General features: G+C 35.6%; 26 protein-coding genes. 14 read left to right on the plus strand and 12 right to left on the minus strand.

Translation table 11 applies throughout. From position 1 onward, the window contains the following. Positions 1 to 91: 91 nt before the first annotated feature. The 10 genes from ATE47_RS04690 to ATE47_RS04735 all read left to right on the plus strand — a co-directional run bounded on the left by ATE47_RS04690 (position 92) and on the right by ATE47_RS04735 (position 10,428). Positions 92 to 2,194, plus strand: coding sequence for a TonB-dependent receptor plug domain-containing protein (locus ATE47_RS04690; protein WP_062160870.1), 2,103 nt, complete (start codon positions 92 to 94; stop codon positions 2,192 to 2,194). A gap of 12 nt (positions 2,195 to 2,206) precedes the next feature. Beyond that, entirely contained in the window at positions 2,207 to 3,325 is a 1,119-nt protein-coding gene (locus tag ATE47_RS04695) for an HmuY family protein (RefSeq protein WP_062160871.1), read from the plus strand. Between the two features lie 23 nt (positions 3,326 to 3,348). Beyond that, positions 3,349 to 4,227, plus strand: coding sequence for a heme/hemin ABC transporter substrate-binding protein (locus ATE47_RS04700; RefSeq protein ID WP_062160872.1), 879 nt, complete (start codon positions 3,349 to 3,351; stop codon positions 4,225 to 4,227). Then, the gene (locus ATE47_RS04705) at positions 4,211 to 5,251 is read left to right on the plus strand and encodes a FecCD family ABC transporter permease (protein ID WP_062160873.1); all 1,041 of its coding nucleotides are present in this window, start codon (positions 4,211 to 4,213) and stop codon (positions 5,249 to 5,251) included. The genes ATE47_RS04700 and ATE47_RS04705 overlap by 17 nt, the downstream gene beginning before the upstream one ends. Further along, positions 5,251 to 6,024, plus strand: coding sequence for a heme ABC transporter ATP-binding protein (locus tag ATE47_RS04710; RefSeq protein ID WP_062160874.1), 774 nt, complete (start codon positions 5,251 to 5,253; stop codon positions 6,022 to 6,024). Before ATE47_RS04705 ends, ATE47_RS04710 begins: the two co-directional genes overlap by 1 nt. A gap of 1 nt (position 6,025) precedes the next feature. Continuing rightward, positions 6,026 to 6,676: a class I SAM-dependent methyltransferase gene (locus ATE47_RS04715; protein ID WP_062160875.1), complete on the plus strand. Its 651-nt coding sequence runs from the start codon at positions 6,026 to 6,028 to the stop codon at positions 6,674 to 6,676. A 6-nt stretch (positions 6,677 to 6,682) separates the two neighbouring features. Further along, positions 6,683 to 7,711, plus strand: coding sequence for a hemin-degrading factor (locus ATE47_RS04720; RefSeq protein WP_062160876.1), 1,029 nt, complete (start codon positions 6,683 to 6,685; stop codon positions 7,709 to 7,711). A gap of 196 nt (positions 7,712 to 7,907) precedes the next feature. Then, complete coding sequence (locus tag ATE47_RS04725; protein ID WP_062160877.1) at positions 7,908 to 8,780, plus strand: ChaN family lipoprotein; 873 nt, start codon at positions 7,908 to 7,910, stop codon at positions 8,778 to 8,780. 175 nt (positions 8,781 to 8,955) lie between these two features. Then, on the plus strand, positions 8,956 to 9,585 hold the full coding sequence (locus ATE47_RS04730) for a peptide deformylase (protein ID WP_062160878.1): 630 nt from the start codon (positions 8,956 to 8,958) through the stop codon (positions 9,583 to 9,585). A gap of 90 nt (positions 9,586 to 9,675) precedes the next feature. Further along, positions 9,676 to 10,428, plus strand: coding sequence for an SDR family oxidoreductase (locus ATE47_RS04735; RefSeq protein WP_062160879.1), 753 nt, complete (start codon positions 9,676 to 9,678; stop codon positions 10,426 to 10,428). Positions 10,429 to 10,526: 98 nt separating this feature from the next. Here ATE47_RS04735 and lipB read toward each other — a convergent pair whose 3' ends face one another. From lipB to ATE47_RS04785, 10 genes are all read right to left on the minus strand, one after another. Then, complete coding sequence (gene lipB / locus ATE47_RS04740) at positions 10,527 to 11,258, minus strand: lipoyl(octanoyl) transferase LipB (protein ID WP_062163446.1); 732 nt, start codon at positions 11,256 to 11,258, stop codon at positions 10,527 to 10,529. A gap of 32 nt (positions 11,259 to 11,290) precedes the next feature. Beyond that, positions 11,291 to 12,070 (minus strand): tryptophan synthase subunit alpha, encoded by a 780-nt coding sequence (gene trpA, locus ATE47_RS04745; protein ID WP_062160880.1) that lies wholly within the window; start codon positions 12,068 to 12,070, stop codon positions 11,291 to 11,293. Between the two features lie 44 nt (positions 12,071 to 12,114). Next, a complete protein-coding gene (trpB, locus tag ATE47_RS04750; protein ID WP_062160881.1) occupies positions 12,115 to 13,320 on the minus strand; it encodes a tryptophan synthase subunit beta in 1,206 nt (401 codons plus the stop codon). Next, the gene (locus tag ATE47_RS04755; protein ID WP_062160882.1) at positions 13,310 to 13,873 is read right to left on the minus strand and encodes a hypothetical protein; all 564 of its coding nucleotides are present in this window, start codon (positions 13,871 to 13,873) and stop codon (positions 13,310 to 13,312) included. Before ATE47_RS04755 ends, trpB begins: the two co-directional genes overlap by 11 nt. A 33-nt stretch (positions 13,874 to 13,906) precedes the next feature. Further along, entirely contained in the window at positions 13,907 to 14,551 is a 645-nt protein-coding gene (locus ATE47_RS04760; protein WP_228376319.1) for a phosphoribosylanthranilate isomerase, read from the minus strand. Between the two features lie 17 nt (positions 14,552 to 14,568). After that, the gene (gene trpC, locus ATE47_RS04765) at positions 14,569 to 15,342 is read right to left on the minus strand and encodes an indole-3-glycerol phosphate synthase TrpC (RefSeq protein WP_062160884.1); all 774 of its coding nucleotides are present in this window, start codon (positions 15,340 to 15,342) and stop codon (positions 14,569 to 14,571) included. 11 nt (positions 15,343 to 15,353) lie between these two features. Then, positions 15,354 to 16,340, minus strand: coding sequence for an anthranilate phosphoribosyltransferase (gene trpD / locus ATE47_RS04770; RefSeq protein ID WP_062160885.1), 987 nt, complete (start codon positions 16,338 to 16,340; stop codon positions 15,354 to 15,356). Positions 16,341 to 16,469: 129 nt separating this feature from the next. Then, positions 16,470 to 17,084: an anthranilate synthase component II gene (locus ATE47_RS04775; protein WP_062163447.1), complete on the minus strand. Its 615-nt coding sequence runs from the start codon at positions 17,082 to 17,084 to the stop codon at positions 16,470 to 16,472. A gap of 34 nt (positions 17,085 to 17,118) precedes the next feature. Next, entirely contained in the window at positions 17,119 to 18,543 is a 1,425-nt protein-coding gene (locus ATE47_RS04780) for an anthranilate synthase component I family protein (protein WP_062160886.1), read from the minus strand. 238 nt (positions 18,544 to 18,781) lie between these two features. Continuing rightward, positions 18,782 to 19,426: a hypothetical protein gene (locus ATE47_RS04785; RefSeq protein ID WP_062160887.1), complete on the minus strand. Its 645-nt coding sequence runs from the start codon at positions 19,424 to 19,426 to the stop codon at positions 18,782 to 18,784. Positions 19,427 to 19,564: 138 nt separating this feature from the next. Between ATE47_RS04785 and ATE47_RS04790 the strand changes: the two genes are divergently transcribed. The 4 genes from ATE47_RS04790 (at position 19,565) to lysS (ending at position 22,912) form a co-directional block, all read left to right on the plus strand. Continuing rightward, positions 19,565 to 19,789 carry a hypothetical protein gene (locus ATE47_RS04790; protein WP_062160888.1) on the plus strand — a complete coding sequence of 75 codons (225 nt, stop codon included), beginning with the start codon at positions 19,565 to 19,567 and terminating at the stop codon, positions 19,787 to 19,789. Positions 19,790 to 19,791: 2 nt separating this feature from the next. Continuing rightward, a complete protein-coding gene (locus tag ATE47_RS04795; protein ID WP_062160889.1) occupies positions 19,792 to 20,163 on the plus strand; it encodes a c-type cytochrome in 372 nt (123 codons plus the stop codon). Between the two features lie 3 nt (positions 20,164 to 20,166). Next, complete coding sequence (gene rlmF, locus ATE47_RS04800; RefSeq protein ID WP_062160890.1) at positions 20,167 to 21,096, plus strand: 23S rRNA (adenine(1618)-N(6))-methyltransferase RlmF; 930 nt, start codon at positions 20,167 to 20,169, stop codon at positions 21,094 to 21,096. A gap of 118 nt (positions 21,097 to 21,214) precedes the next feature. Next, positions 21,215 to 22,912, plus strand: a complete 1,698-nt coding sequence (lysS, locus tag ATE47_RS04805) for a lysine--tRNA ligase (protein WP_062160891.1) — start codon at positions 21,215 to 21,217, stop codon at positions 22,910 to 22,912. A gap of 82 nt (positions 22,913 to 22,994) precedes the next feature. Here the strand turns inward: lysS and ATE47_RS04810 are convergent, their stop codons facing one another. After that, positions 22,995 to 24,005, minus strand: coding sequence for a cytochrome d ubiquinol oxidase subunit II (locus ATE47_RS04810; protein ID WP_062160892.1), 1,011 nt, complete (start codon positions 24,003 to 24,005; stop codon positions 22,995 to 22,997). After that, a complete protein-coding gene (locus ATE47_RS04815; protein WP_062163448.1) occupies positions 24,002 to 25,345 on the minus strand; it encodes a cytochrome ubiquinol oxidase subunit I in 1,344 nt (447 codons plus the stop codon). The genes ATE47_RS04810 and ATE47_RS04815 overlap by 4 nt, the downstream gene beginning before the upstream one ends. Between the last annotated feature and the right edge of the window lie 98 nt (positions 25,346 to 25,443).

Genomic DNA, 25,443 nt, shown 5'->3' on the forward strand with positions numbered 1-25,443 from the left:
TATTTTTATTTAGAATTATTCTACAAAACTATAAAATTATTTTTAATTGTTCTAAATAAAGTTTTATATTTGTCAAAAATTTTTTGCATTTATGAAGAAGAAAGTGCTTTCCATTCTCAGTTTGTCCATGGTTTTATGGATGAATGCACAGGAAAAAGATTCTCTTAATCAAAAGAAGATAGAAGAAGTTGTCATTACCGGGCAATATATGCAGCAATCAATCAATAAATCTATTTATAAGGTTGAGGTAATTGATGCACAGCAGATTAAAAATATGGCGGCTACCAATGCAGCTGAAGTTTTAAATCAATCTTTAAACATACAAATCACCCCAGATACAAACTCCGGAAACTCTACTGCTAATATTATGGGATTGGGCGGTAATTATGTGAAGATTTTAATTGATAATATTCCCGTAGTCGGTGATACAGGTTTGGGAAGTAATATTGATCTTACAAAGCTTAGTTTAAGTAATATCGAAAGAATCGAGATTGTAAAAGGAAGCATGGGTGTTGAATATGGAAATGGCGCTTTGGCAGGTGTAATTAATATCATCACAAAGAAAAGCAGTTCAAAAAAATTAAGTATCAGAGCGACTTTACAGGAGGAAACCGTGAGAGACGGCTATAATCTGAGGAAAAAAGGCCAGGGCAGACACATTCAGAATGTAAATGTAGGGTACAATTTTAATGATAACTGGTTTACAAATATTAGCTTCAATCACAACCAATTTATGGGATATGAAGGAGAAAAACAAGGATATAAATACTTTGCACAGGATAATCAGAGAGGATACGAATGGAATCCCAAAGATCAATACGAAGCAAATGCTTTAATAAAATATTCTAAAAATAAAACTTCACTTTTCTATAAAGTTTCCTATTTGAACGAAACATTCAATTATTACAATCCTAAAGTTGACAGAATTCCTCTGAATGACGGCCAGGGTGGTGTTTCTTACAAAAGTTTGGATAGAAATTATAATACCCAGCGTTGGCTGCATCAGTTTAATATTCAGACAAATTTAGGTCATATCCGGTATAACGGGGATTTCTCATATCAAAACCAGGACAGGAAATTCTATGACTACAACTATGATATTCCGAACCGTACAAAAGATTCAAATTACAACGAACAATCCTATTATAAGACCGATGTAATTTACTCGAGAGGTATGTTCAGTAATTTTTTGGATAATAAAAAGTTTGATTTCCAATTGGGATACGAATTGGATCATACCAGTGGATATGCCGCTTTAATTGCCGGAGAATTTGATGGAAATAATGTAAAGAGAAAAATTTTCACTTATGGCACCTTCCTTTCCGCAGAATGGAATGTTTCAGATAAATTTTCATTAAGACCGGGAGCGAGATTATCCGTAAGTGACAGCTTCGACAATCAGTTTAATTATTCACTTTCTGCAAGATATAAAACCTCTGAAAATTCTAATCTAAGAGGAGTTTTCGGTACAGCAGACCGTTATCCCACTTATGATGAATTATTCACTTATTTCGTAAACGTAAATCACGATATTCAGGGAAATCCTGATCTGAAGCCGGAAAACGGATACTCTGCAGGGTTATTCTGGGATCAGGGATTTGATATGGGTGACGGATGGAAATTCAATTATAATTTAGAAGCATTATATGTTGACCTGAATGATAAAATTGAAAATGTAATGGTTGTAAAACCTTCCACTTACAAGTACATGAACCTTGATAAATACAGGAGTTTATTATTTGGTGCTAATGCCAATATTGTAAAAGATCAGTTTTCATTAGGTGTAAGAACCTCATTAAACGGAATTTCTGTTTCCAAGCAGGAAATGGATGTTACGACTCCGGATGATTTTCAATATAATTTTCAGGTAGGAGCCAATGTTTCTTACCAACTCGCCGGACCAAAAACAGCACTCAACCTTTTCTATAAATACACAGGGCCATCAAGAATATATGTGATTGAAAATGAAGCGTTTCGTTTAGCAAGAACAGATGGTTTCCATATGATGGATTTTGTTGTAAGCCAACCTTTTTGGAAGGAACGCCTGGAATTGTCAGTTGGGGTAAAAAATATTTTTGACGTAACGACAATCAACAGTACAAACAGCACAGCTTCAGCACATAATGCCGCAACGGACCGCTTGAATTTATATTATGGCAGAAGCTATTTCGCAAGATTAATGTATCAATTTTAATAAACTAATCATATGAAATATTTAAAAATACTATCTCTTTCTTTAGCCATTGTTTTGCAGTCTTGTCTATCTGCAGATGAAGATCCGGTAGCTGTTCCGCCTGCAACCGGGGCAACGGCAGAACCCTTTGTGGGAGGGGCAACAGAGCCTAATCAGGTTTGGATTGACCTGAGCGATGTCGATCCGGCAACTCATAAGCTGAGACCACAGAAGACTAATCTCAGAACTGATTGGGAATTAGGATTCTACAATGGAGATGAATTCCGTGTAATTATTAATGGAGCGATAGGAATGGCTGTGGCCAAAATTCCTAATGCTACCAATATAAGCACGGTAAAAGCCGCTGATGTTTCAAGCTTGACAGCAGTGGTGCAAATAGGAACATTTACTGCTTCCAACTTGCAATATGTTGATAATCCGAATGGTAACTTTCTGACACAGACTACTGGAATAGCAGAAATTAAAATTAATGATGCCGAAAATGCCATTTATTTGGTTAATATGGGGAAAACAATTCCTACATCTACAGTAGCGCCGGGATCTGTTTCATTAACAGGCGAATCCAGAGGTTGGAAAAAAATTCAGGTTTTAAGAGCTAATAACGGATATAAATTAAGGTATGCTGATTTAGACGATACGCAATATAAAGAATATGTAATCACAAAAAATCCTGATTATAACTTTAATTTTTTCAGCCTTCAAAATGGATTGCCTGTAGAAATTCAACCTAAAAAAGATAATTGGGATATTTCATTTTCAACATTCACAAACGAAGTATTTCTGGGGCCAGGACAAAGCGCCGGAAGTTATTTCTACGCTGATTTTATCTTAACAAATATAGTAAGTGGTGTAGGAGCCTATCAGGTGGATGTTGCTGCTAATCAGACATTGGATCAGGCTTATGGAGAATTTAAACTAAGCAATATTGACCAGTCTAAATTTATTTTCAACGACCACAGGGCAATCGGTGACAAATGGCGTACAACAACCGGTACAAACGGAGCTCAGACTTATAGCAACAGGTTCTTTGTCCTGAAGGATGCGGAAGGATTCTACTACAAAGTAAGATTCAATGCAATGACTAAAGATGGAGTGCGTGGCTATCCGAATTTTGAATTCGAACCTTTATAAATTAAATCAAATAATAATATATCATGAAAAAATTCATTTTGGCGGCATCTGTTTTGGTGGCAGTATATTCTTGCAAAAAAGAAACAGGTGTAAAATCCGAAAACAATACGGAAACATCTTCAGAAACACCAAAGTCCAACAATAAAATCGTTACCCTAAACGGCGGAATTACAGAAATCGTAGCTGCTTTAGGTCACGAAAAAGAAATCGTAGGAACCGATGTTACAAGTACTTACCCGGAATCTTTGAAAGCTACGGCTAAAGATCTTGGTCATGTAAGATCAATGACCATCGAGCCGATTATGGCAGTAAACCCTACACTGATTTTAGCTTCTGATAAAGATATCAACCCGGAATTATTAGGGAAAATAAAATCTTCAGGAATTCAGGCTGAGATTTTCAAGCAGGAATTCACTGTTGACGGAACAAAAAAGTTAATCGCAGACGTAGCAAAAGCTATCGGAAATACAGATTATCAAAAACTTAATGATAAAATCGATGCAGATTTAAAGCAAATCCAGCCCATTGCTAAAAAACCAAAAGTATTGTTCATCTACGCTAGAGGAAATATGCTGATGGTTTCAGGTACAAAAACTCCAATGGATGCCCTGATCGGTCTTGCAGGAGGTGAAAACGCAGTGAAAGATTTCGAAGATTTTAAGCCATTAACTCCCGAAGCGGTTGTTAAAGCAAATCCGGACGTTTTATTCTTCTTCACAAGCGGCCTTCAAGGTGCCGGAGGAAACGAAGGTGCGCTGAAAATGCCAGGTGTTGCTCAAACCAACGCGGGTAAAAACAAGAAGATCATCGCAATGGATGGAGGCTTGGTTTCAGGTTTCGGACCAAGATTAGGAGAGGCTGCAGTAGGATTAAACAAATTATTAGTTGAAAGCACAAAGTAAACTATATTTTTATATTATAATAAGTGCCATACTGCTGGTTATCATTGCAGTATGGTCACTTAATACCGGGGTTTACGATTTTGGAGGTAAATCCGCGTTTGAGGTATTGGGAAAAGTTATCAATCGTGACCCGAGCCTTTCTTTAAGCGATAAATATGTGGTTTGGGATGTTCGGGCAGCCAGAATTATCATGGCCATTCTCATCGGAAGCATGCTTGCGGTTTCAGGAACGGGATTGCAGGGATTGTTCAAAAATCCTTTAGCAACGGGAGATTTGATAGGCTTAACATCGGGAGCGACATTACTTGCCGCAATTGCTATCGTTTTAGGAGGACATTTTAAGCAATATCTTCCTGAGGCTGTACAATTTTCGTTGGTAGGTATTTCCGCTTTTGTCGGAGCTTTTTTATCGATGATGTTGGTCTACAGGATCTCAACGAGCGGAGGAAAAACAAACGTTGTCATGATGTTACTGACGGGGGTTGCGATCACAGCAATTGGTTTTTCGATTACAGGTTTTTTGATTTATATTTCAAAAGATGAACAGTTGAGGGACTTAACCTTCTGGAATTTAGGAAGTTTAGCCGCTGCAACATGGACGAAGAATATTATTTTGACAGTAGTTCTTCTCATTTCATACTTCGTTCTGCTTCCTCAGGGTAAAGCATTGAATGCGATGATGTTAGGTGAAAAAGATGCACAGCATTTAGGAATTAATGTTGAAAGATTAAAGAAACAGATCATTATCATAACTGCTTTGATGGTAGGAAGTTGCGTTGCGTTTTCAGGAACGATTGGTTTTGTAGGTCTTATTGTACCGTATATTTTAAGGCTTTTATTTAAATCAAATTACGCTTTCATTTTACCATTGTCAGCGATCTGCGGGAGTATTTTACTGTTGACGGCAGACACTTTCAGCAGAAGCATTGTAGAACCTTCAGAACTGCCGATCGGGATTTTGACGGCATTGATGGGAGGGCCGATTTTTATTGCAATTTTAATTAAATTCAAAAAATCACTCTAATGATTAAGGCGCACCAGATTAATTATAAACATAAAGAATTCCGTATTCTGGATGGGGTAGATGTCTCTTTGAAATATGGTGAATTCCTTGCGATTGTGGGTCCCAACGGAGCAGGAAAGTCAAGCTTATTGAGTGTTTTGGCGAATGAAGTAAAATCCGGAAAGCAGAATATTTTATTTAAAGATAAGCCGATCACCGCTTGGGAAATCAGAGAATTATCAAAACATAAGGCTAAATTTTCCCAGCACAACAGCAATGATATTCCTTTGGAGGTGAAGGATGTTGTGATGATGGGACGTTACCCGTATTTCGATGCACAACCGAAGAAAGAAGATCTTGAAGCCATGAACAATATGATGTATGAAACGGATGTTTTTCATTTAAAAGACCGTGAATACAACACATTATCGGGCGGAGAAAAGCAGCGTGTGCATTTGTCGAGGGTATTGGCGCAGCTTCAGAATGAAATTGCCCATAAACTTCTTTTTCTTGACGAACCGTTGAATAATTTGGATATTAAACATCAATATAAGGCATTAGAAATTATTAAAAATTTCACTAAAAAAGCAAATTCGGCGATTGTTGTTTTGCATGATTTGAATTTAGCAGCACAATATGCAGATAAAGTGTTATTGATGAAATCAGGTAAAGTTTCCGCTTATGGAAGCCCACAGGAAGTTTTTACTGCTGAAAACATCAGTAAAGCGTACAATTTTCCCTGTACGATTTGCGACCACCCGATTACGAATAACCCAATGATTATTTTTGGATAACATGGAAAAAGAAGACTTAAAAATATTAGCTCAAAACCTCGCCAATCCGCAAGGAGAAAAAGGAATTGAAATAGGCGAAATGATGAATGCCACCAACATCGGAATGACGTTGGAAAGTATCAAGACGCTTTTAATTGAGGACAACGAACATATCCTTGAAATTGGTCACGGGAACGCGGCACATGTGAAAAGTATTTTAAATAAAGCCAAAAACCTGAAATATACCGGAATCGATATTTCTGAAACCATGCATAAAGAAGCTCAGAGATTCAATGAAGATATTAAAAATCAGGCTGAATTTATATTATATGAAGGAAAAATCCTTCCTTTTGAAGAGAAAACCTTCGACAAAATTTTTACCGTAAACACCGTTTATTTCTGGAAAGAACCGGTAAAATTTTTAAATGAAATTTATAGAATATTAAAGGATAACGGAACTTTTGTACTGACGTTCGCCCAAAGAAATTTCATGGAATCACTGCCTTTCACAAAATATGGTTTTATCTTATACAGTACCAGTGAAATGGAAGAAATGGTTTCTAAAAGTCATTTTAAGAGAATGAAAGTCTCTGAAAAAAGCGAATTGGTAAAAAGTAAAGCAGAAAACGAAACAATCAGAAGAATTTATACAGTTTTAACCATAAAAAAATAAAAAATAATGAGCACATTAGTTAATGACTTAAAAGAAAAATGGGAAGCTCTGAAAGCAGAAAATCCGCATCTAAGAATAAGAAATGCTGCTGCAGACTTAGGAGTAAGCGAAGCCGAATTATTAATAACAAACGTAGGCGAAGGCGTAACTGTTTTGAAGCCGGAGTTTAAAGATATTTTGACTGAAGCCGAAAAATTAGGAAAAGTAATGGCTCTTACACGTAACGACGAGTGCGTTCACGAAAGAAAAGGGACTTACCTGAATGGGGATTTCAGCAGTCCGCACGCACAGCTTTTCGTGGGAGAAGATATCGATTTGAGAATTTTCATTAATCACTGGAAATTCGCTTTTGCAGTGGTGGAAGGTGACAAAAAAAGCCTTCAGTTCTTCGGAAAAGACGGATTGGCGCTTCACAAAATATACCTGACAAAAGACAGCAATGTTGAAGCTTTCGATGTTATTGTTGAAAAATTTAAGGCGGAAGATCAAAACCAGGCATTTGAATTTGAAGCGGTTGCTCCAAAAGCTCCTGAAAAAGCAGATTCTGAAATTGATGTGGAAGGTTTCCAAAAGTCATGGACAGAATTGAAAGATACGCACGATTTCTTCATGATGACAAGAAAATTCGGGGTGAGCAGAACGCAGGCTTTGAGATTGGCTCCGGAAGGGTATGCTAAAAAAATTGACAGTGCAAAAGTAGTAAACGTATTGGAAGATGCTTCTGAAAAGAACCTTCCGATCATGGTTTTTGTTGGAAACAGAGGAATTATCCAAATCCACACCGGAGAAGTGAAGAAAACTCTTTGGCATCAGCAATGGTTCAACGTGATGGACCCGGATTTCAATTTACATCTTGACGTAACGAAAATTGCAGAGGTATGGATCGTGAAAAAACCAACCGAAGACGGTGAAGTAACGGCTATCGAAGTCTTCAACAAAGAAGGAGACTTCATTGTTCAGTTCTTCGGAAAAAGAAAACCAGGAATTCCTGAACTGCAAGAGTGGAAAGACCTTGTAGCAGATCTTGAAAAATAAATAGTTAGATGATTTTTATAAGGCCGTTTTGTTTTTTGCAGGGCGGCTTTTTGTTTTAGGTTTAAACACAAATCGGCACAAATATTTTTTGCACTAATGACACTAATTCTGTAAGTTATATTTAATTATTATTGTGATATTTGTGAAAAATAATTCGTGATATTAGTGTTTAAAAAATTCATTAAATTAAATAAAAATGAAAAATATTTTTATAGCCATATTATTGATAAGCTACAGCATTATCAATGCTCAGAATTTCAAAGCCTATCAATTTTATAATCAAAAAGGAAAGGAAATTAAAACCGATAAATTAGTTAAGGAATTAGCTGAATACGATATTGTTTTCTTTGGTGAAAACCATAACAGCTCAATCAATCACTGGCTTCAACTGAAAATTACGGAAGCTCTATATGAAAAGAAAAACGGGCAGCTTATTTTAGGCGCTGAAATGTTTGAAAGAGATAACCAATCTCAATTGAATCAATATTTAAGTGGAAAGTTTGATGCCAAAACCTTGAAAGATTCGGCTCGTTTGTGGAATAATTTTGCAACGGATTACAAACCGCTGGTTGACTTTGCTAAAGATAAAAAACTGAATTTCATTGCCACAAATATTCCCAGAAGATACGCTTCTCAAACTGCAAAAGAAGGGCTTGAATCCTTGAATAATTTAACTGAAAAAGAGAAAACTTACATCGCTCAATTACCGATTAAAGTGACGCTGGACACTCCCGGTTATCCCGAAATGAAAAAAATGATGGGCGATCATGCAGACGGAACAAAGGTGATGAATTTTATCTCTGCCCAGGCAACGAAAGATGCAACAATGGCGGAATCTATTCTGAAAAATATGCAGGCTGGAAAGACATTTATCCATTACAACGGAAATTATCACAGCAAGGAATTCGGGGGGATTTATTGGTATATTAAACAGAAAAATCCAAACCTTAAAATGGCTGTAATCTCAGTTTTTGAATCTGAAGATCCTGAATTGAAGGTTCCGGAAAAAGAATATATTCCGACAGATTTTAATTTGATTATTCCTAGTGATATGACGAAAACATATTAGTAAATATTAATATTTGAATCAATAGGAGCCCGTTTTCATACATAACTTTTGTCATTCTGAACGGAATACAATGGAGTGAAGAATCTTCTTGTATAAGAGGTTCTTCCTTCGTCAGAATGACAGACTGTATATTTAAAACAACATTAGTTATATTTGTAAAAGACATTCACCAAAAATGAAAAAGTTATCCATTCTATTCATACTTTTCATCGGTTTAATTAATGCTCAGAAATTAACTTCAACCGAAATTTCTATCATCAATCAAGGGGATATAAACTCTGCATTACCGATTTTTCAGACAACTGACGAAAATCAACATAAAACATTATTAAGTTTATCGACCGAAATTGACCCGACAGATCCAAACACGGCAATTTTAGTGAAGAGAATGAAAGAATCACTTTTATCAACCGATGGCGGAGTAGGAATAGCTGCGCCACAAGTCGGAATTAATAGAAAAATAATCTGGGTTCAGCGTTTCGATAAAGAAGGTGAACCGCTGGAATACTTCATCAATCCTGTGATTGTCTGGAAATCAGAACTGCAGAATCTTGGTCCGGAAGGCGATTTGTCGATTCCAGAATTCAGGGATCAGTTTTACAGAAGCAAGGTGATTCAGTTAGAGTACGTCGATTTGAAAGGACAAAAATATTCGGAAATTGTGGAAGGTTTTACAGCCGTAATTTTCCAGCATGAAATCGACCATCTTTTTGGAATTTTAATTTCAGATAAAAAAGAAAAAGAGATGAATGATTCTTATATGAAAGTGGATGCTTTCAAGAAAAGCGACTCTGTGACAAGATAATTTTAATTAAAAATAGTCAATTCCGCAAGATTCGGATTTTTTCCGACCATCAATATTCCAAACTTTGCATTAGAATTTTAAACTAAAACAATGCAAAGATTTAAAAACAAATTCGCCTTAATAACAGGCGGAACAAACGGAATGGGATTCGCCACAGCCCAACAGTTTATCAATGAAGGCGGAACGGCAATCATCACAGGAAGAAGCAAAGAAACGGTAAATAATGCCTTAGAAAAATTGGGCGGAAAAGCTGTCGGAATTGTTTCCAACGCAGGAGATTTTAAGGATATGATGAATCTGCAAAATGAAGTCAGGAAGCATACACAAACGATTGATATGGTTTTTGCTAATGCTGGTTACGGGAAATTTGCCCCGATTGAATATGTTGATGAAAATCAGTTTGATGAACTTTTTAATGTGTTGGTTAGAGGAGCATTTTTTACCGTTCAGCAAATGTTACCATTAATGAAAGAGGGAAGTTCTGTTATTTTTAATACTTCTGTTGCTACGGAAGTTGCAATGCCCAATTTTTCAATTTATTCGGCTGCGAAATCTGCGGTACAGTCTTTTATCAAAACTTTTGCAAGCGAGCTTACGGAAAGAAGAATCAGAGTCAATGGAATCAGTCCGGGACACATCAAAACGAATATTTTTAACAATACAGGCTTAAATTCGGAACAAATTGATGAAGCTGTGAAGAATATTATTCCGACAATTCCTTTTAAAAGACTGGGTGAACCGTCAGAAATTGCCAATGCTGTACTTTTTCTGGCTTCGGAAGAGGCTTCGTATATCCACGGTGCGGAAATAAAAGTGGACGCGGGGATTTCTGTGGTAAGGTAGTTTTATTAGGAAATATCTAAATCAAAATTGTCATTCCGTAGGAATTTACCCGCATTTTAAAATGTAGCAAAATTCCTACGGAATAACACAGTTTTATATTAATTTTTACTTATTAATTCCGCTCCAAAAACATCCGTAAAATGCTTTCTGATCTTGGCTTTAATATTTTCCATTTCTTCGGGAGTCAATTCTCTTTCAAGCTCTCTTTTCAAAGAAGTCACCTGTTTATCCTTGATTCCACACGGAATAATGTATTCAAAATAACGCATATCGGTATTCACATTTAAGGCAAAACCATGCAGCGTCACCCAACGGGAAGCTTTCACCCCCATTGCACAGATTTTTCTGGCGTAAGGCTTTCCAACATCCAGCCAGACCCCTGTTTCTCCGGGAGAACGTTCCCCCTTCAAGCCGTATTCATTTATGGTCCTGATGATTACTTCCTCCAGATTTCGCATATATTTGTGAATATCAGTAAAAAAATTTTCAAGGTCAAGAATAGGGTAGCCAACGATTTGTCCGTATCCGTGATACGTAATATCGCCGCCACGATTCACTTTTACGAAAGTGGCATCAATTTCCTTTAACTGATCCATTCCGGCCAGCATATTTTCTTCATGGCCGCTTTTTCCTAACGTATAAACGTGAGGATGTTCCACTAAAAGAAAATGATTGGGAGTTGTAATATGTTGTTCAGCAGGCAGATCGCGGTTTTTTATTTTGGTATCAATAATATCTTTCATCAGTTTTTCCTGATAATCCCAAGATGGTTGATATTCTTTTACCCCTAAATCCTCAAATTCTACTACTTTATTCTGATGTGTGTTCATACCTTGTTTTGAATATACAAATTTAGTGATTTTTACCCTTTCATGGAATGGATGAAATCTATAGCTTTTTTCTTCCAATCTCTATTTTGTAGTAAAATATTCACAAAGGCAGTTCCGATGATTCCTCCGTCCGCTTTTTCCGTAACATTTTCAAAATCTTGCTTTGATTTAATTCCAAAACCGATTAGTATTGGATTTTTTAAAAGTAAAGTAGCCAGCCTGTTAAGATAATCTTCATTTTTCAAAACTGTATTTTCATTTCCTGTTGTGGATGATGAACTTACAGCATACAAAAATCCGGAACTTAAAGTATCTAAATATGAAATTCTTTCATCCGAGGTTTCGGGAGTAACCAAAAAAGTGAAATTTAAATTATATTTTTCTAATATTTTCTGATAATTTTTTTCAAATTCTATAGGGGGAAGATCAGGAATAATCAATCCCGAAACACCACTTTCCGAACATTCTCTACAGAAATTTTCAAATCCGAAACTTAAAACAGGATTGATATATCCCATCAAAATCAAGGGAATTTTAATGTCATTTTTAATAGATTTTAATTGTGAAAATAGTTTTTCGATCGTCATTCCGTTTCTCAACGCCAGTTCATGAGCTTTTTGAATCACCGGACCGTCCGCAACCGGATCGGAGTATGGCATTCCGATTTCTATCATATCCGCCCCGGAATCCTGAATGAGTTTTATAATTTCAACGGTATCTTCCAATTGTGGAGTCCCTGCTGTAAAGTAAATATTAAGTTTTTTTTGAGGCTGGATGTTGGATGTTGGATGCTCGAAGTTATTGTAGTTCATAGATTTAAATTGAATTTAAGTTGACAAATTTTCATTTTTATAAATTAAATCTCCATCTTCCGACTTCCATCCTCCAACCTTTTCAAATAGGTTTCCATATCCTTGTCGCCGCGGCCACTCAAACAAATCACAACAATTTCGTCCTCATTAAATTTCTTTTTATCCAACACCGCCAACGCATGAGCACTTTCCAAAGCGGGAATAATGCCTTCCAATTTTGTTAATGCAAAGGCAGATTCTAGAGCTTCATCATCATTAATGCTGAAAAATTCTGCTCTTTTTTCCTTAAATAAATGAGCATGAAACGGCCCGATTCCCGGATAATCCAAACCCGCAGAAATAGAGTGAGGCTCAATGACCTGGCCGTCTTTTGTCTGCATCACCAGGCTTTTACTTCCGTGCAAAACGCCCAAAGTTCCGAGAAAAGTTGTTGCTGCCGACTTCCCGGAATTAATTCCTAAACCGCCGGCTTCAGCAGCAATAAGCTTTACATTCTCTTCATCTGCGAAATGGTAAAAAGCCCCTGCAGCATTGCTTCCGCCACCAACACAGGCAATTACATAATCGGGATTTTGCTGTCCGGTTTGTTCAAAAAGCTGTTCTTTAATTTCTTTTGAAATCACACTTTGAAATCTCGCCACCAAGTCCGGAAACGGATGTGGGCCAACCACGCTTCCGATTACATAATGTGTTGTAATTGAATTGTTTATCCAGTCTCTTAATGCTTCATTTACAGCATCCTTCAAAGTTTTTGAACCTGAAGTTGCGGGGATAACTTCTGCGCCCAACATTTTCATTCTTGCCACATTCGGGGCTTGTCTCTGGATGTCAATTTCTCCCATGTAAACAATGCACTCCAAACCCAGCAAAGCACAGGCTGTAGCAGTTGCAACACCATGTTGGCCGGCTCCGGTTTCTGCAATAATTCTTGTTTTTCCCAAACGTTTTGCCAGAAGAACCTGCCCTAAAGCATTGTTGATTTTGTGGGCTCCGGTGTGGTTTAAATCTTCTCTTTTTAAATATATTTTCGAGTTATATTTTTGACTTAAATTTTTCGCAAAATAAAGCGGAGTAGCACGCCCAACGTAATTTTTTAATAAATTTTGATATTCCTGTTGAAATTCTTCAGATTCTATAATTTCAAGATACTTTTTTTGTAATTCCTCCACATTCGGATAGAGCATTTCGGGGATAAAAGCACCTCCAAATTCTCCATAATATCCGTGTTCATCAGGGTTTTTATAATTCATTTTGCAGTTTATTTATAAATGAAAGGTTATAATCAAATTGTTGTTTGTTGATCTGCTTGTTTTGATATAATAGATGAATTTTTGTTGTTAAATCAATTAAAAGATTCAAACTTAGCTTTGAATTGTACATGTTTACAGCAATTTCCAGACTGTCAACTAAATAATAAGAATCTAATTTTTCATACAAACAGAATATTTTACAATACACGAATCCAAAATCAAATTGTACATTGGTTTTCACATTGTTATCCAGTAGTTTATCGGCAATGATGACGAGATGATAGCTGTCCCATAAATGAAAACTTTTGAAGAAATATTGAATATCATCACGGTTAAAATTTTTAATAATATCGATAAAATCACTTAATAAACCACCAATTAACCAATTTTCGGTATTGTTGCCGTTTTGAAAAACAAACTTATGCAGATTTTCAACTTTATCATTTTCAAATCTTTTCGGAAAAAAAGCCTGATGAACGGATCTCCGTATGGATTTCAGGTTCATTCTCTTAATTTTCCAGAGCTTTATTTTTTTTGAATAATATTTTTTCATCCCTTTGTTTTTTATTATATGTGTTTTTTGTTGCTATGTTTTATAAATTTCTTTAAATTTTCTAATTCTATTTAAATCTTTCACGCCCGCTTCTATCTCAAATTTAGAATTGATGTCAATTGCAAATGGTTTTTGCTTTAAAATAGTAATATGTTTAATATTTTCTTCTGAAATTCCACCACTCAAAAAATAGGGTAAAGGAATCTCAATTTCATTTAAAATATTCCAGTCAAACTGTTTTCCTGTTCCGCCAAAAGCTTTGCTATCAGTATCAAAAAGAAGATAATTAATATTTAATTTTAGGTAATTGTTTATCTTTTTAATTAAATTTTTTAAGTCAATATTTCCGTCTGAGATTCTTATAACTTTAATAACCCCAATATCAGGATTTATTTTTTTTCTTAACGCAGAAATAAAATTTTCATCATTATCACCATGAAGCTGAATAAAATTCAGATTTGCTTTTTCTGTTATTTTATAGATTTCATTTACACTTTCATTGACGAAAACTCCGGTTTTTCCGTTATGGATAATTTTTGAAATCTCATTTAAATTCAAGTGATTCAAAACATATCGGGGAGATTTTTCATAAAAAATAAATCCCAGAAAATCTGTATTCATCGAAATCAATTCATGAATCTGATTCAATCTTGTAAGACCGCAGATTTTGAGTTTCATATTTTGAGTTTCGGGTTTCATATATTTGAAATAAATTCTTCAAAAGCTTTCGCAGGGTTTTTATTTTTCATGAAATGTTCACCCATCAGGAAACCGTCGAAACCTTTTTCTTTTAAATAATTAAAGTCTTCAATGCTGTAAATCCCGCTTTCTGCAATGGATACAACGTTTTTTGGAAGTTGGTTTTTCAATTGAACGGAATATTGTAAATCAACACTGAAATCTTTTAAATTTCTGTTATTAATTCCTACAAGATCAACTTTTGAATTAAAATGTTGAAGTTCTTCTTCTGTATGAATTTCAAGTAAAACCTCAAGCCCCAATTCATGAGAAAGTTCCGTAAAATCCTGAACCTGTTTCGATGTAAGGCACGACGCAATCAATAAAATAACATCTGCCCCGATACTTTTTGCTTCATAAATCTGATATTCATCAATGATGAAATCTTTTCGTAAAATCGGAATATTTACGTGATTTCTTACATTTAAAATATCTTTATTGCTACCCCCGAAGAAATCTTTATCAGTAAGAATTGAAATTCCGCTTGCTCCAAAAGATTCATAAGCTGACGCGACTTCTAAAGGGGAAGCTTTGTCATTAATTATTCCTTTTGAAGGCGACTGTCTTTTAAATTCAGCAATAATTCCGCTTTTATTGTTGATGCTTTTTTTTAATGAAAAATTTTCTCTTTCAAAAAAATCAGAATCTTTTAATAGCTCAATAGAAATTTTTGCTTTTGAATAGGCAACTTCTTCTTTTTTCCTTTGTATAATTTTATCTAAAACAGTCATAATTTAAAATTTTATTCCAAAAGCAATTCGAGACATCTCAATGCTTTTCCTCCCAGTAAACTTTCATGAGCCATCTGAAGGCAGTTATCATAGCTCCCGAATTTTTTGGTGTGATGAAGGGCAACGGCAGCATTTGCCAAGACTACGGAATTTTGTTGTTTTGTCCCTTTTCCTTGTAGAATGTTGCTGAAAATTTTTGTCGCTTCTTTGGTCGTAGAACCCGAATTTAAACTTTCCGGCTTCACAGAATCAAATCCTAAATCTTCCGTAGAATAAATTTCTTCGCCATTTTTGGTGATGATTTTGGTGTCGTGAGTCAGGCTGATTTCATCATAACCGTCCATGGAATGCACCAAAAGAAAATCTTTTTCATCTTTTTGTAATAAATACTGATAGATTCTGGCAATTTCCAGACTGTAAACTCCAATCATTGAATATTGTGGTTTGACCGGATTTACAAGAGGCCCGAGCAAATTGAAAAATGTTCTGAGACCCAAAGATTTTCTCAGTATTCCGACCGACTGAATGGCAGGGTGGAAATAAGGTGCATGGAGAAAGCAAATATTGGCTCTTTCAAGATCTTCATTCAGTTTTTCCGAGCTGTTTTTAAATTGATAGCCCAATTCCTCGAAAATATTTGAAGATCCTGTAGTGGTTGAAGCTCCGTAGTTCCCATGTTTAGTGACTTTTTGCCCGGCTCCGGCCACTACAAAAGACGTCAGGGTAGAAATATTAATGGTATTTTTCCCGTCACCACCGGTTCCCACAATGTCAATCGCGTCACTTGCATCCAAAGTTACCGGAACAGCCATTTGTAACAGCGCTTCACGGAAACCTTCAAGTTCTTTCAATGTAATATTCCGCATCAGGAAAACGCTGATAAAAGCGGTAACTTCGGCTGCATTGAATTTATTCTGAGTAATTTCAATCATGATAGCCTTTGCCTCAGATTTAGACAAGGTATGATGATTAAATAAATATTGTAAAATCTCTTTCATTTGTGAAAATTGTATGATTGGAGAATTTTTTATTGTTGTTTATATCTTAAATGGAATTCAAAAGTTCTTCTACAGATCTAATTTTAGTTTTTAGTTTTAATAATTTTTCAAATGCTTCTTTTGTCATTGTTAATTATTTAAAAAGTTTCTTATAATCACTTCACCTTCAGGAGTCAGGATACTTTCCGGATGAAACTGAACACCGTGAACATCATACTTTTTATGTTGCAAAGCCATGATCATTCCATCTTTGTCAACCGCTGTGATTTCCAGTTCGTCTGGAAAATTTTCAAGACTAACTGCCCAACTGTGATATCGGCCCACTTCCAGTCCGCTCGAAAGGTTTTTAAAAAGCTTAGTATCATTTTTCACCAAATCCGCAGATGTCGCAACACCGTGAAAAATCTCTGAAAGGTTAATAAGACTTCCGCCAAAAGCTTCCGCAATTGCCTGCTGACCAAGACATACCCCCAGAATGCTTTTTGTAGGAGCATATTTTTTAATTAAATCCAACAAAATTCCTGCTTCTTCGGGAATTCCCGGGCCTGGAGAAAGAATGATCTTATCGTATTTTCCGACTTCTTCTAAGGTGATTTCGTCATTTCTTACTACATCAACTCTTTGGTTCAAAACCCGTTCAATAATCTGGACAAGATTGTAGGTGAAACTGTCGTAATTATCAAAAACTAAAACTTTAGTTTTCGGCTGATTGTTATCTGTTGTTTGTTTTATATTGCTGTTCATTGTAATTTTTTTTAATTGAATCCCTTCTATTTCTTCATTTGTCATCGAGCTTATGGGCTTTTTCGACAGCTTTTTTCAGAGCATTTAATTTATTATTCACTTCCTGCAGCTCACTTTCGGGATTGGATTTTGCAACTAATCCTGCACCGGCCTGGTAATAAAGTGTATTGTTTTTGCTTAAAAAAGTCCGTATCATAATGGCCTGATTGCAGTCTCCGTTTAAGCCGATCATTCCGATGCAGCCGCCATAATAGCCACGTGAATCTTTTTCATATGCATTGATTAGCTGCAGGGCTTTATGTTTGGGAGCTCCGCTCAAAGTTCCCTGTGGAAAAGTTGCGGCTATCAGTTCAAAAGGGTTATTTTTTTCAGGTAAATCGGCGGTAACTTCACTTACCATGTGGATGACGTGTGAAAAAAGCTGAATTTCCTTTAATTTCGTCACGGTTATATTTTTGCCTATTTTTCCCAGATCATTTCTTGCTAAATCAACCAGCATCGTATGTTCTGCATTCTCTTTCGGGTCGTTTTTTAAGGCTTCAATGGATTGTAAATCAATCTCAAAATGTCCCGTTCTTTTGAAAGTTCCGGCTATCGGATGGATAATTGCCTTATTGTTTTTGATAATCAGCTGACTTTCAGGACTTGATCCGAATAATTTATAATTTCCGTAGTCAAAGAAAAACAGGTAGGGGGAAGGGTTGATATTTCTCAGGGTACGATAAACATTGAATTCATCACCTTTAAACTTTTGCTCAAACCTTCTGCTTAAAACCAGTTGGAAAACATCACCTCTCATGCAGTGTTTCTGGGCGGTTTTTACCAATTCGATATATTCTTCGTTAGTAATATTGGACGTTTCTCTACCGTTTTTTTCAAATGGATAAATGACGGAATTTTGATTTTTAATTAAACTTTCCAATAAATAAAGGTCGGATTTCACACCTTCGATCTGGTTTTCAATAAGGTGCATTTCATCGTTGTAATGGTTGATAGCGATGACATACTGATATAATCTGTAACGAAGAAGTGGGATTTTCACTTCCGGGCTTTGGGCTTTAAATGTAACATTTTCAAAAAACTGTACAGCCTCAAAACTTGTATAGCCAAATAAACTTTGTGCTGTTTTTTCTACTTCATCTTCCGTTTTTTCACACTCAAAAATATTGGAAAAATGTTCAAAAATATCTGCAATTTTATGTTCGATAATGAACTGTTTTATAGGCTCTTGTTTTGGAAGTTTTATTTCAAATTCATTCAAGTTTTTGATTTCAATTCCGGCAACAGCATTGATGGCAATAAATGAAAAATTATTGTCAATATTCTGAGAATCCGAGCTTTCCAGAAGAATAGTATCCCGGAATTTATCCCGGATCCGCAGGTAAATATTCATCGGAGTTTGCAGGTCTCCCAATGTTTTTTTGGATACGGTTTTTATTTTTATTTTTTTATTGAACATTTGCAGTTTTGTTTTAATTTAAATAAAAAAAGACTTCAACGCACGCGTCAAAGTCTACTATATTGTTTTAATTATTTTTGCTGTAAATTAACAACACGACAATACCTTCAGACCCGACGAAGAGTTTGAAAGCCACCACCAAATATTGTTACTCATATTAAACATGGGACAAATGTAAATAAATTTTTTTATACAAAAACAAAAAAAACAGAAATTAAAAAAACTTAAAATCAACAATCTATTTTAATTGCCGTAATTCTTTCTTTAATTCCTCAATTTTCATTTTATAGTTTTCGTCATCATAATATTTCACATAATCTTCTAAAGCAGAAATGTATTCTTCGATGAATTCTTTATTGGTTTTGTCTGCTTCATATTTTATTCTTGCGGTATCTATGGGAGCCTGCATTTCATATTTTAGCAGATTTTTTCCTTCTTCGGACTGATAATAAAGGATCACGATATTTTTTTCGTATCCGGGAATGAATTTTACTGGAAAAGTCTCTTCTTTTCGAGGAATTCTGATGGCATTTTCAATGGGATAAATAGCTGCGGTGGTAGTAGAAAAAAAAGTATTGACGTATTTTCCGTCCTGTTTCTTTACAATAGCTTCATAATCATGAATATACTGGTCGTTCAGGGTGGAATTGGTTTGAATATCAGAGGTAAGAATTGCGGTGCTTTCGACGCCATATTTATTCAAAAACCAGGCATTAATGAACTGCCCACCAAATCCGTTTATAATAGATAAAGGTAAAATGGGTATTAGAAGCCACCATTTTCTCGTTACAACAAACAAGAATCCAAAGAGCAGAAACAGAATAATCACCGTATAAAAACCGTGATGACTTGTAAAAAATAGAATTTTTGAAATGAAAACCATAGTTTAAATTTAAAAATATATTTAAATATAATCATTACGGATATGTGAATTTCTTGAAATTATAATAAAATGGATAGATATCATGATTTTAAAAGTTTATTTTTTATATTTTTGCTTAAATAATTTATAGAAAAAATAATGAAAAAAGTATTAGCAATCGCATTTATCGGTGGTTTATTGGTAGCTAACTGCACAAAAAAGCCAAATCATGATTTACAAGACAGCAATACCATGCTGCCTGAACCTGATGCACCAACTGTAGTTGATTCTTCTGCAACAACACGTGATACGCCTGAAGCAGACGTAAATGCCGCTGTATCAGTTCCTCCAAGTGAAGCAAAAGCAGATACTCTTACAAAATAAGAATGAAAAAATTGTTTTTGACAGGATGTGTAAGCTTACTTATTTTTTCCTGTTCCAAAAAAGAAAATACGCCGGTTGACGCCACGTCTTCTGAAACTACAAATATTTCGGAGGCAAAAAGCAACCTTTCAGGAGATCAGATCATTGAAACCCTGGATTGCTCTGGTTGTCACGCGGTAAATGAGAGAATGATAGGACCTTCTTACCAGGAAATTGCCGACAAATATTCTGAAAAGGATATGGAATTGCTGGCTTCCAAAATTATAGAAGGCGGAAGTGGAGTTTGGGGAAGTGTTCCGATGGCGCCCCATCCTCAGGTATCTAAAGAAGATGCTAAAAAAATGGTGGAATATATTTTAAGCCAGAAAAAATAAAATATGTCTACTGAAAAATCTGGTCTGCACACAAGAAATCTTCATCGTAATCCTTATGATTTTGATAGTCTTATTTCTTGTGTGCCAGAACTGAGACAGTATGTTTTTACCAATTCTTATCAAACCGTTACCATCAATTTCAGTATTTCTAAAGCTGTAAAATTACTTAATAAAGCATTATTATTACATTTTTACAATGTTAAGGATTGGGATATTCCTGATGCAAATCTTTGTCCTCCAATTCCCGGAAGAGCCGATTATGTGCATTATATTGCGGATTTGATAGCTGAACAACAGCCCGAAATTCCTACAGGAACTTCCGTAAGAGGTTTAGATATCGGAACTGGAGCCAATCTTGTCTATCCTTTAATAGCTCACAAATCCTATGGCTGGAAAATGTTGGGAACGGACATTAATCAGGACTCTCTCGAAAATGCCCAACATATTTTAAATCATAATCCTGATTTATCATCTTTTATACAATTAAAGAAACAGCCAAATCCGGATTATATCTTTAAAAATAATATTGATCCGAAAGACAGGTTTACGTTTTCAATGTGTAATCCTCCTTTTCATGATTCTGAAGAATCTGCTGTGAAAGGAAATCTTAGAAAAACAAAAAATCTTAACAAGTCAAAGGTTCAAAAACCGCTGCTCAACTTTGGTGGACAACAATCTGAATTGTGGTGTGAAGGCGGCGAATTGGCTTTTATTACTAAAATGATTAATGAAAGTGTTTTGTATTCATCACAAATTCTCTGGTTTACTTGTTTAGTTTCAAAAAAAGATAATTTGTTTAAACTGACTACACTTTTAAAGAAACTCAAAGCAGTAGAAGTTAAAACCATTGACATGGCTCAAGGTCAGAAAATAAGTAGAATATTAGCCTGGACTTTTATTCCTCAACAAAATCGTAAAGATTGGTTCTTATAATTTAGCTTAAATCATCTTCTGAATTTAAATTTATATGAAATAAATTATATTTCTGAGAAAAGCCATTGACCATCAATTCAAAAATCACTAATTTTGCACGTTATTTTAAATAAATACAATGCAATTATCAGAACAAGAAATCATTAGACGAGAAAAGCTTAATAAGCTTGTTGAAATGGGAATCAATGCATTCCCTGCAGATGAATACGAAATTACAGATACTACAGAATCTATAAAACAGGATTTCGCTGATAATAAACGCGTTAAGATTGCAGGAAGATTAATGTCAAGAAGAATCCAGGGTAAGGCTTCTTTTGCAGAATTGCAGGATTCTAAAGGTAAAATTCAGGTATATTTTAACAGAGATGAAATCTGTACCGGTGAAGACAAAACTTTATATAACGAAGTTTACAAGCACCTTTTAGATATAGGAGATATTATCGGAGTTGAAGGAGAATTGTTTACCACACAAGTTGGTGAACAAACAGTTTTAGTGAAAAATTTTACACTTTTAACTAAATCTTTAAGACCGATTCCTCAGGCAAAAACCGATGAAAACGGAGTGGTGCATGATGCATTCAACGATCCGGAACTAAGATACAGACAACGTTATGTTGACTTAATTGTAAATCCGAATGTGAAAGAAATTTTCGTGAAAAGAACAAAATTGTTCAACGCCATGAGAACTTTCTTCAATGATGCAGGATATTTTGAAGTTGAAACCCCGATTTTACAGTCAATTCCTGGTGGAGCTGCGGCAAAACCGTTTATTACGCACCACAATGCTTTAGACATTCCTTTATATTTAAGAATTGCTAACGAATTATATCTGAAAAGATTGATCGTTGGTGGTTTTGATGGCGTTTATGAATTCTCAAAAAACTTCAGAAATGAAGGGATGGACAGAACGCACAACCCTGAATTCACGGCCATGGAAATCTATGTAGCTTACAAAGATTACAACTGGATGATGGATTTTACGGAGAAATTATTAGAATTCTGTGCGATTCAGGTAAACGGAACGACAAAAGCTACTTTTGGAGATCTTGAAATTGATTTCAAAGCACCTTATCCAAGGGTTTCAATGACGGATGCCATTTTGAAATTTACAGGTTTCGATATTACAGGAAAAACCGAACAGGAATTGTATGATTTTGCAAAATCTATCGGAATTGAGGTAAATGAAACGATGGGTAAAGGAAAATTAATCGATGAAATTTTTGGTGAGAAATGTGAAGGAAACTTCATTCAACCGACTTTCATTACAGATTATCCGGTGGAAATGTCACCTTTAACGAAAAAACATAGAAGCAAGGAAGGTCTTACAGAGCGTTTTGAATTAATGGTTTGCGGTAAAGAAATCGCAAATGCTTATTCCGAGCTTAATGATCCGATTGATCAGAGAGAGCGTTTCGAAGATCAGATGAAGCTTTCTGAAAAAGGAGACGATGAAGCCATGTTTATCGATCAGGATTTCCTGAGAGCGTTGGAATACGGAATGCCGCCAACTTCAGGATTAGGAATAGGGATGGACAGATTAATTATGTTCTTAACAAATAATGCGTCAATTCAGGAAGTATTATTCTTCCCTCAGATGAGACCGGAAAAAACGGTTCCTCAGATTGAATTGGGTGAAGATGAAAAAGTAATCCTTGAAATTCTTAACTCTCAGGAAGAGCCTTTTTCTTTGGCTGAAGTAAAAGAAAGAAGTCAACTATCCGGTAAAAAATGGGATAAAGCTTCAAAAACTTTAACTAAAAATAACTTGGTGAAGGTTGAGAAAATTGATGAGAATGTTTTGATGAAATTAGCTTAATCAAGATCATTAAATAAAAATGAATTTATAAGGTTTGTCAAAGTTTTAAACTTTGACAAACCTTTTTTTATTACAATAAATCTTAATTACTTTTCCTCTGTTTACTGAACGAAATCATCAGGTAAAACAAGAACGGTAAAATAAATACAGAACCTAGCATCAGAGCCCAACCCAAAGCGGAAATTGTTTTCGGGGCTGCCACGTGTTCCAGCAAGGAAAGGTGTTCTCCGTTTCCAAACAAAATAATATTCGGGTTATGCTGATAAGTAGCCGCAACCAGAATCATGACCACCTGAAATCCCGCCAAAGCCCTTACCGGCAGCAGTTTTTGGTTATTCATCGCTCTTAAAATTAAAACTAAACAAATCGTTGCAAAAAGAGTTGCCATAATGCCTAAAGGCTTTGAGAAAACCCACATCAGCAAAGGAATATCGGAAAGATAAGCCGTAAAGAAAACCAAACCTCCGGTAATGACAACGAAGATCATGGTTTGTTTTGATTTTTTAATCATTAAGCCTAATTCTAGCCGGTCAATTGTTTCTCTTAAAGCAAAAATCGAAGCCAGATAAGCGCAAATTGCAATAGTGAATAATCCTACGGCAATTCCAAACCAATTCAGCCAACTGAAAATATACAGATCCAGAAAATTATCAGCATTAGGGTTAATGGAGCGTGAAATGGTTGCTGCGGCAATTAATCCTAAGAAAAACGGAGTCAGCAAGCTCGAAAAATAAAATATTTGGGTATACACTTTCTGCCAGTCGTCTTTCACTGCATCATAATGTCTGAAAGTAAACGCGGTACCTCTTGCAATAATTCCTATAAGCATTAAAACCAACGGAATATGCAAATATGTCGAAAGGGTAGTGTAGACTTCCGGAAAACCAACAAAAAGAATTACAATGGCGATAATCAACCACATATGATTCGCTTCCCAAACCGGCGCGATGGATTCATACATGATGACTTTTGTTTTAGGACGGTTCTTTTTCTTAGTGAATAACTCCACAATTCCGGCCCCAAAATCTGCTCCACCCAAAATCACATAAAGACAAATCGAAAGCCAGAGAAAACCTATAACTACATAAATCATGATTTCTTGTTTTTATCGTTAAACTGAGGGTCGGTAGGGTCATACAACTTCGGAACCATCTGTATTTGTCGTCTTAGAAGGAAGATGATAATCAATGATAATGAAACGAAGATCGCTGTAAAAAAATAGAATGAATACTGTATTCCGGGCATTGGCGTTACGGCGTCAACAGTTCTCATGATTCCGTAAATAATCCACGGTTGCCGTCCGACTTCAGTTACTGTCCAGCCTGCTTCCAAAGCGATATACCCGAAAGGTGATGCCATTAAAAATGTTTTTAATAACCAATTTTTATTCAACCATTCTTTCTTAAAAAATAAAGCATATAAATAAATAATTCCGATAATAATCATTACTACCCCAAAGAATATCATAATCTGAAAAGCATAATGAACAACCGCAACTGGAGGCCATTCATCTCTTGGAAAATCGTTCAGGCCTTTTACTTCATGATTAAAATCACTACTCACCAAAAAGCTTAAAACTTTCGGGATTTTCAGGGCATATTTTATTTCACCTTTTTCTTCATCAGGAATACCACCGATCACGAAAGCTGCGCCTTTTTCAGTTTCAAAATGAGCTTCCATGGCGGCTAATTTAATAGGTTGTCTCTCTGCAACGGATTTTGCAGCAATATCACCACTCAAAGGTGCTCCAAATGCTCCAATTAAAGCAAAACCGGCAGCAATTCTGAACGCTTTTGTATGGAATTCCACATTCTTTTTTCTCATTATTAAATAAGCATGAACTCCCGCAACAGCAAATCCAGTCGCACAAAAAGCAGCAACCGACATGTGTAAAGCCTGCGGAAACCACGCTTCATTAAACATAGCTTTAATCGGGTCTATATTTAAATACTGTCCGTCAACATAATCAAATCCGGCCGGAGAATTCATCCAGGCATTGGCGGCAACCACCAAAATTCCGGAGGCTAAACCACTTACACCCACCAGAAATCCGCAAAACCAGTGAAACCATTTATTAAATCTGTCCCATCCGTAAAGAAAAAACCCGATTGCAATAGCTTCAATAAAAAATGCGGTTCCTTCCAAAGAGAAAGGCATACCGAAAATGGGTCCTGCATGTTTCATGAATGTTGGCCAGAGAAGTCCGAGCTCAAAAGAAAGCATCGTCCCGGAAACAGCTCCGGTGGCGAAAAGTATAGCTACACCTTTGCTCCAGGCTTTGGTAAGTCCTTTATAGATTTCATTATTTGTTTTTAGGTATTTCCAGTGGGCAAAAGCCATCAGGAAGGGCATTACCATACCGACACAGGAAAAAATGATGTGGAAACCGAGTGACATTGCCATTTGGGCACGGGCAGCCATGAAATCGTCCATAATATCAATTTTTGAGTAAATAAATTTAAGCATAAATTATTGATGTCCGCATGATTTCCAACAGCTATAGATTAAATAATAGGCTTTAACTTTGATAT

The sequence above is a fragment of the Chryseobacterium sp. IHB B 17019 genome, assembly GCF_001456155.1.
In the GTDB taxonomy this organism is placed as follows: domain Bacteria; phylum Bacteroidota; class Bacteroidia; order Flavobacteriales; family Weeksellaceae; genus Chryseobacterium.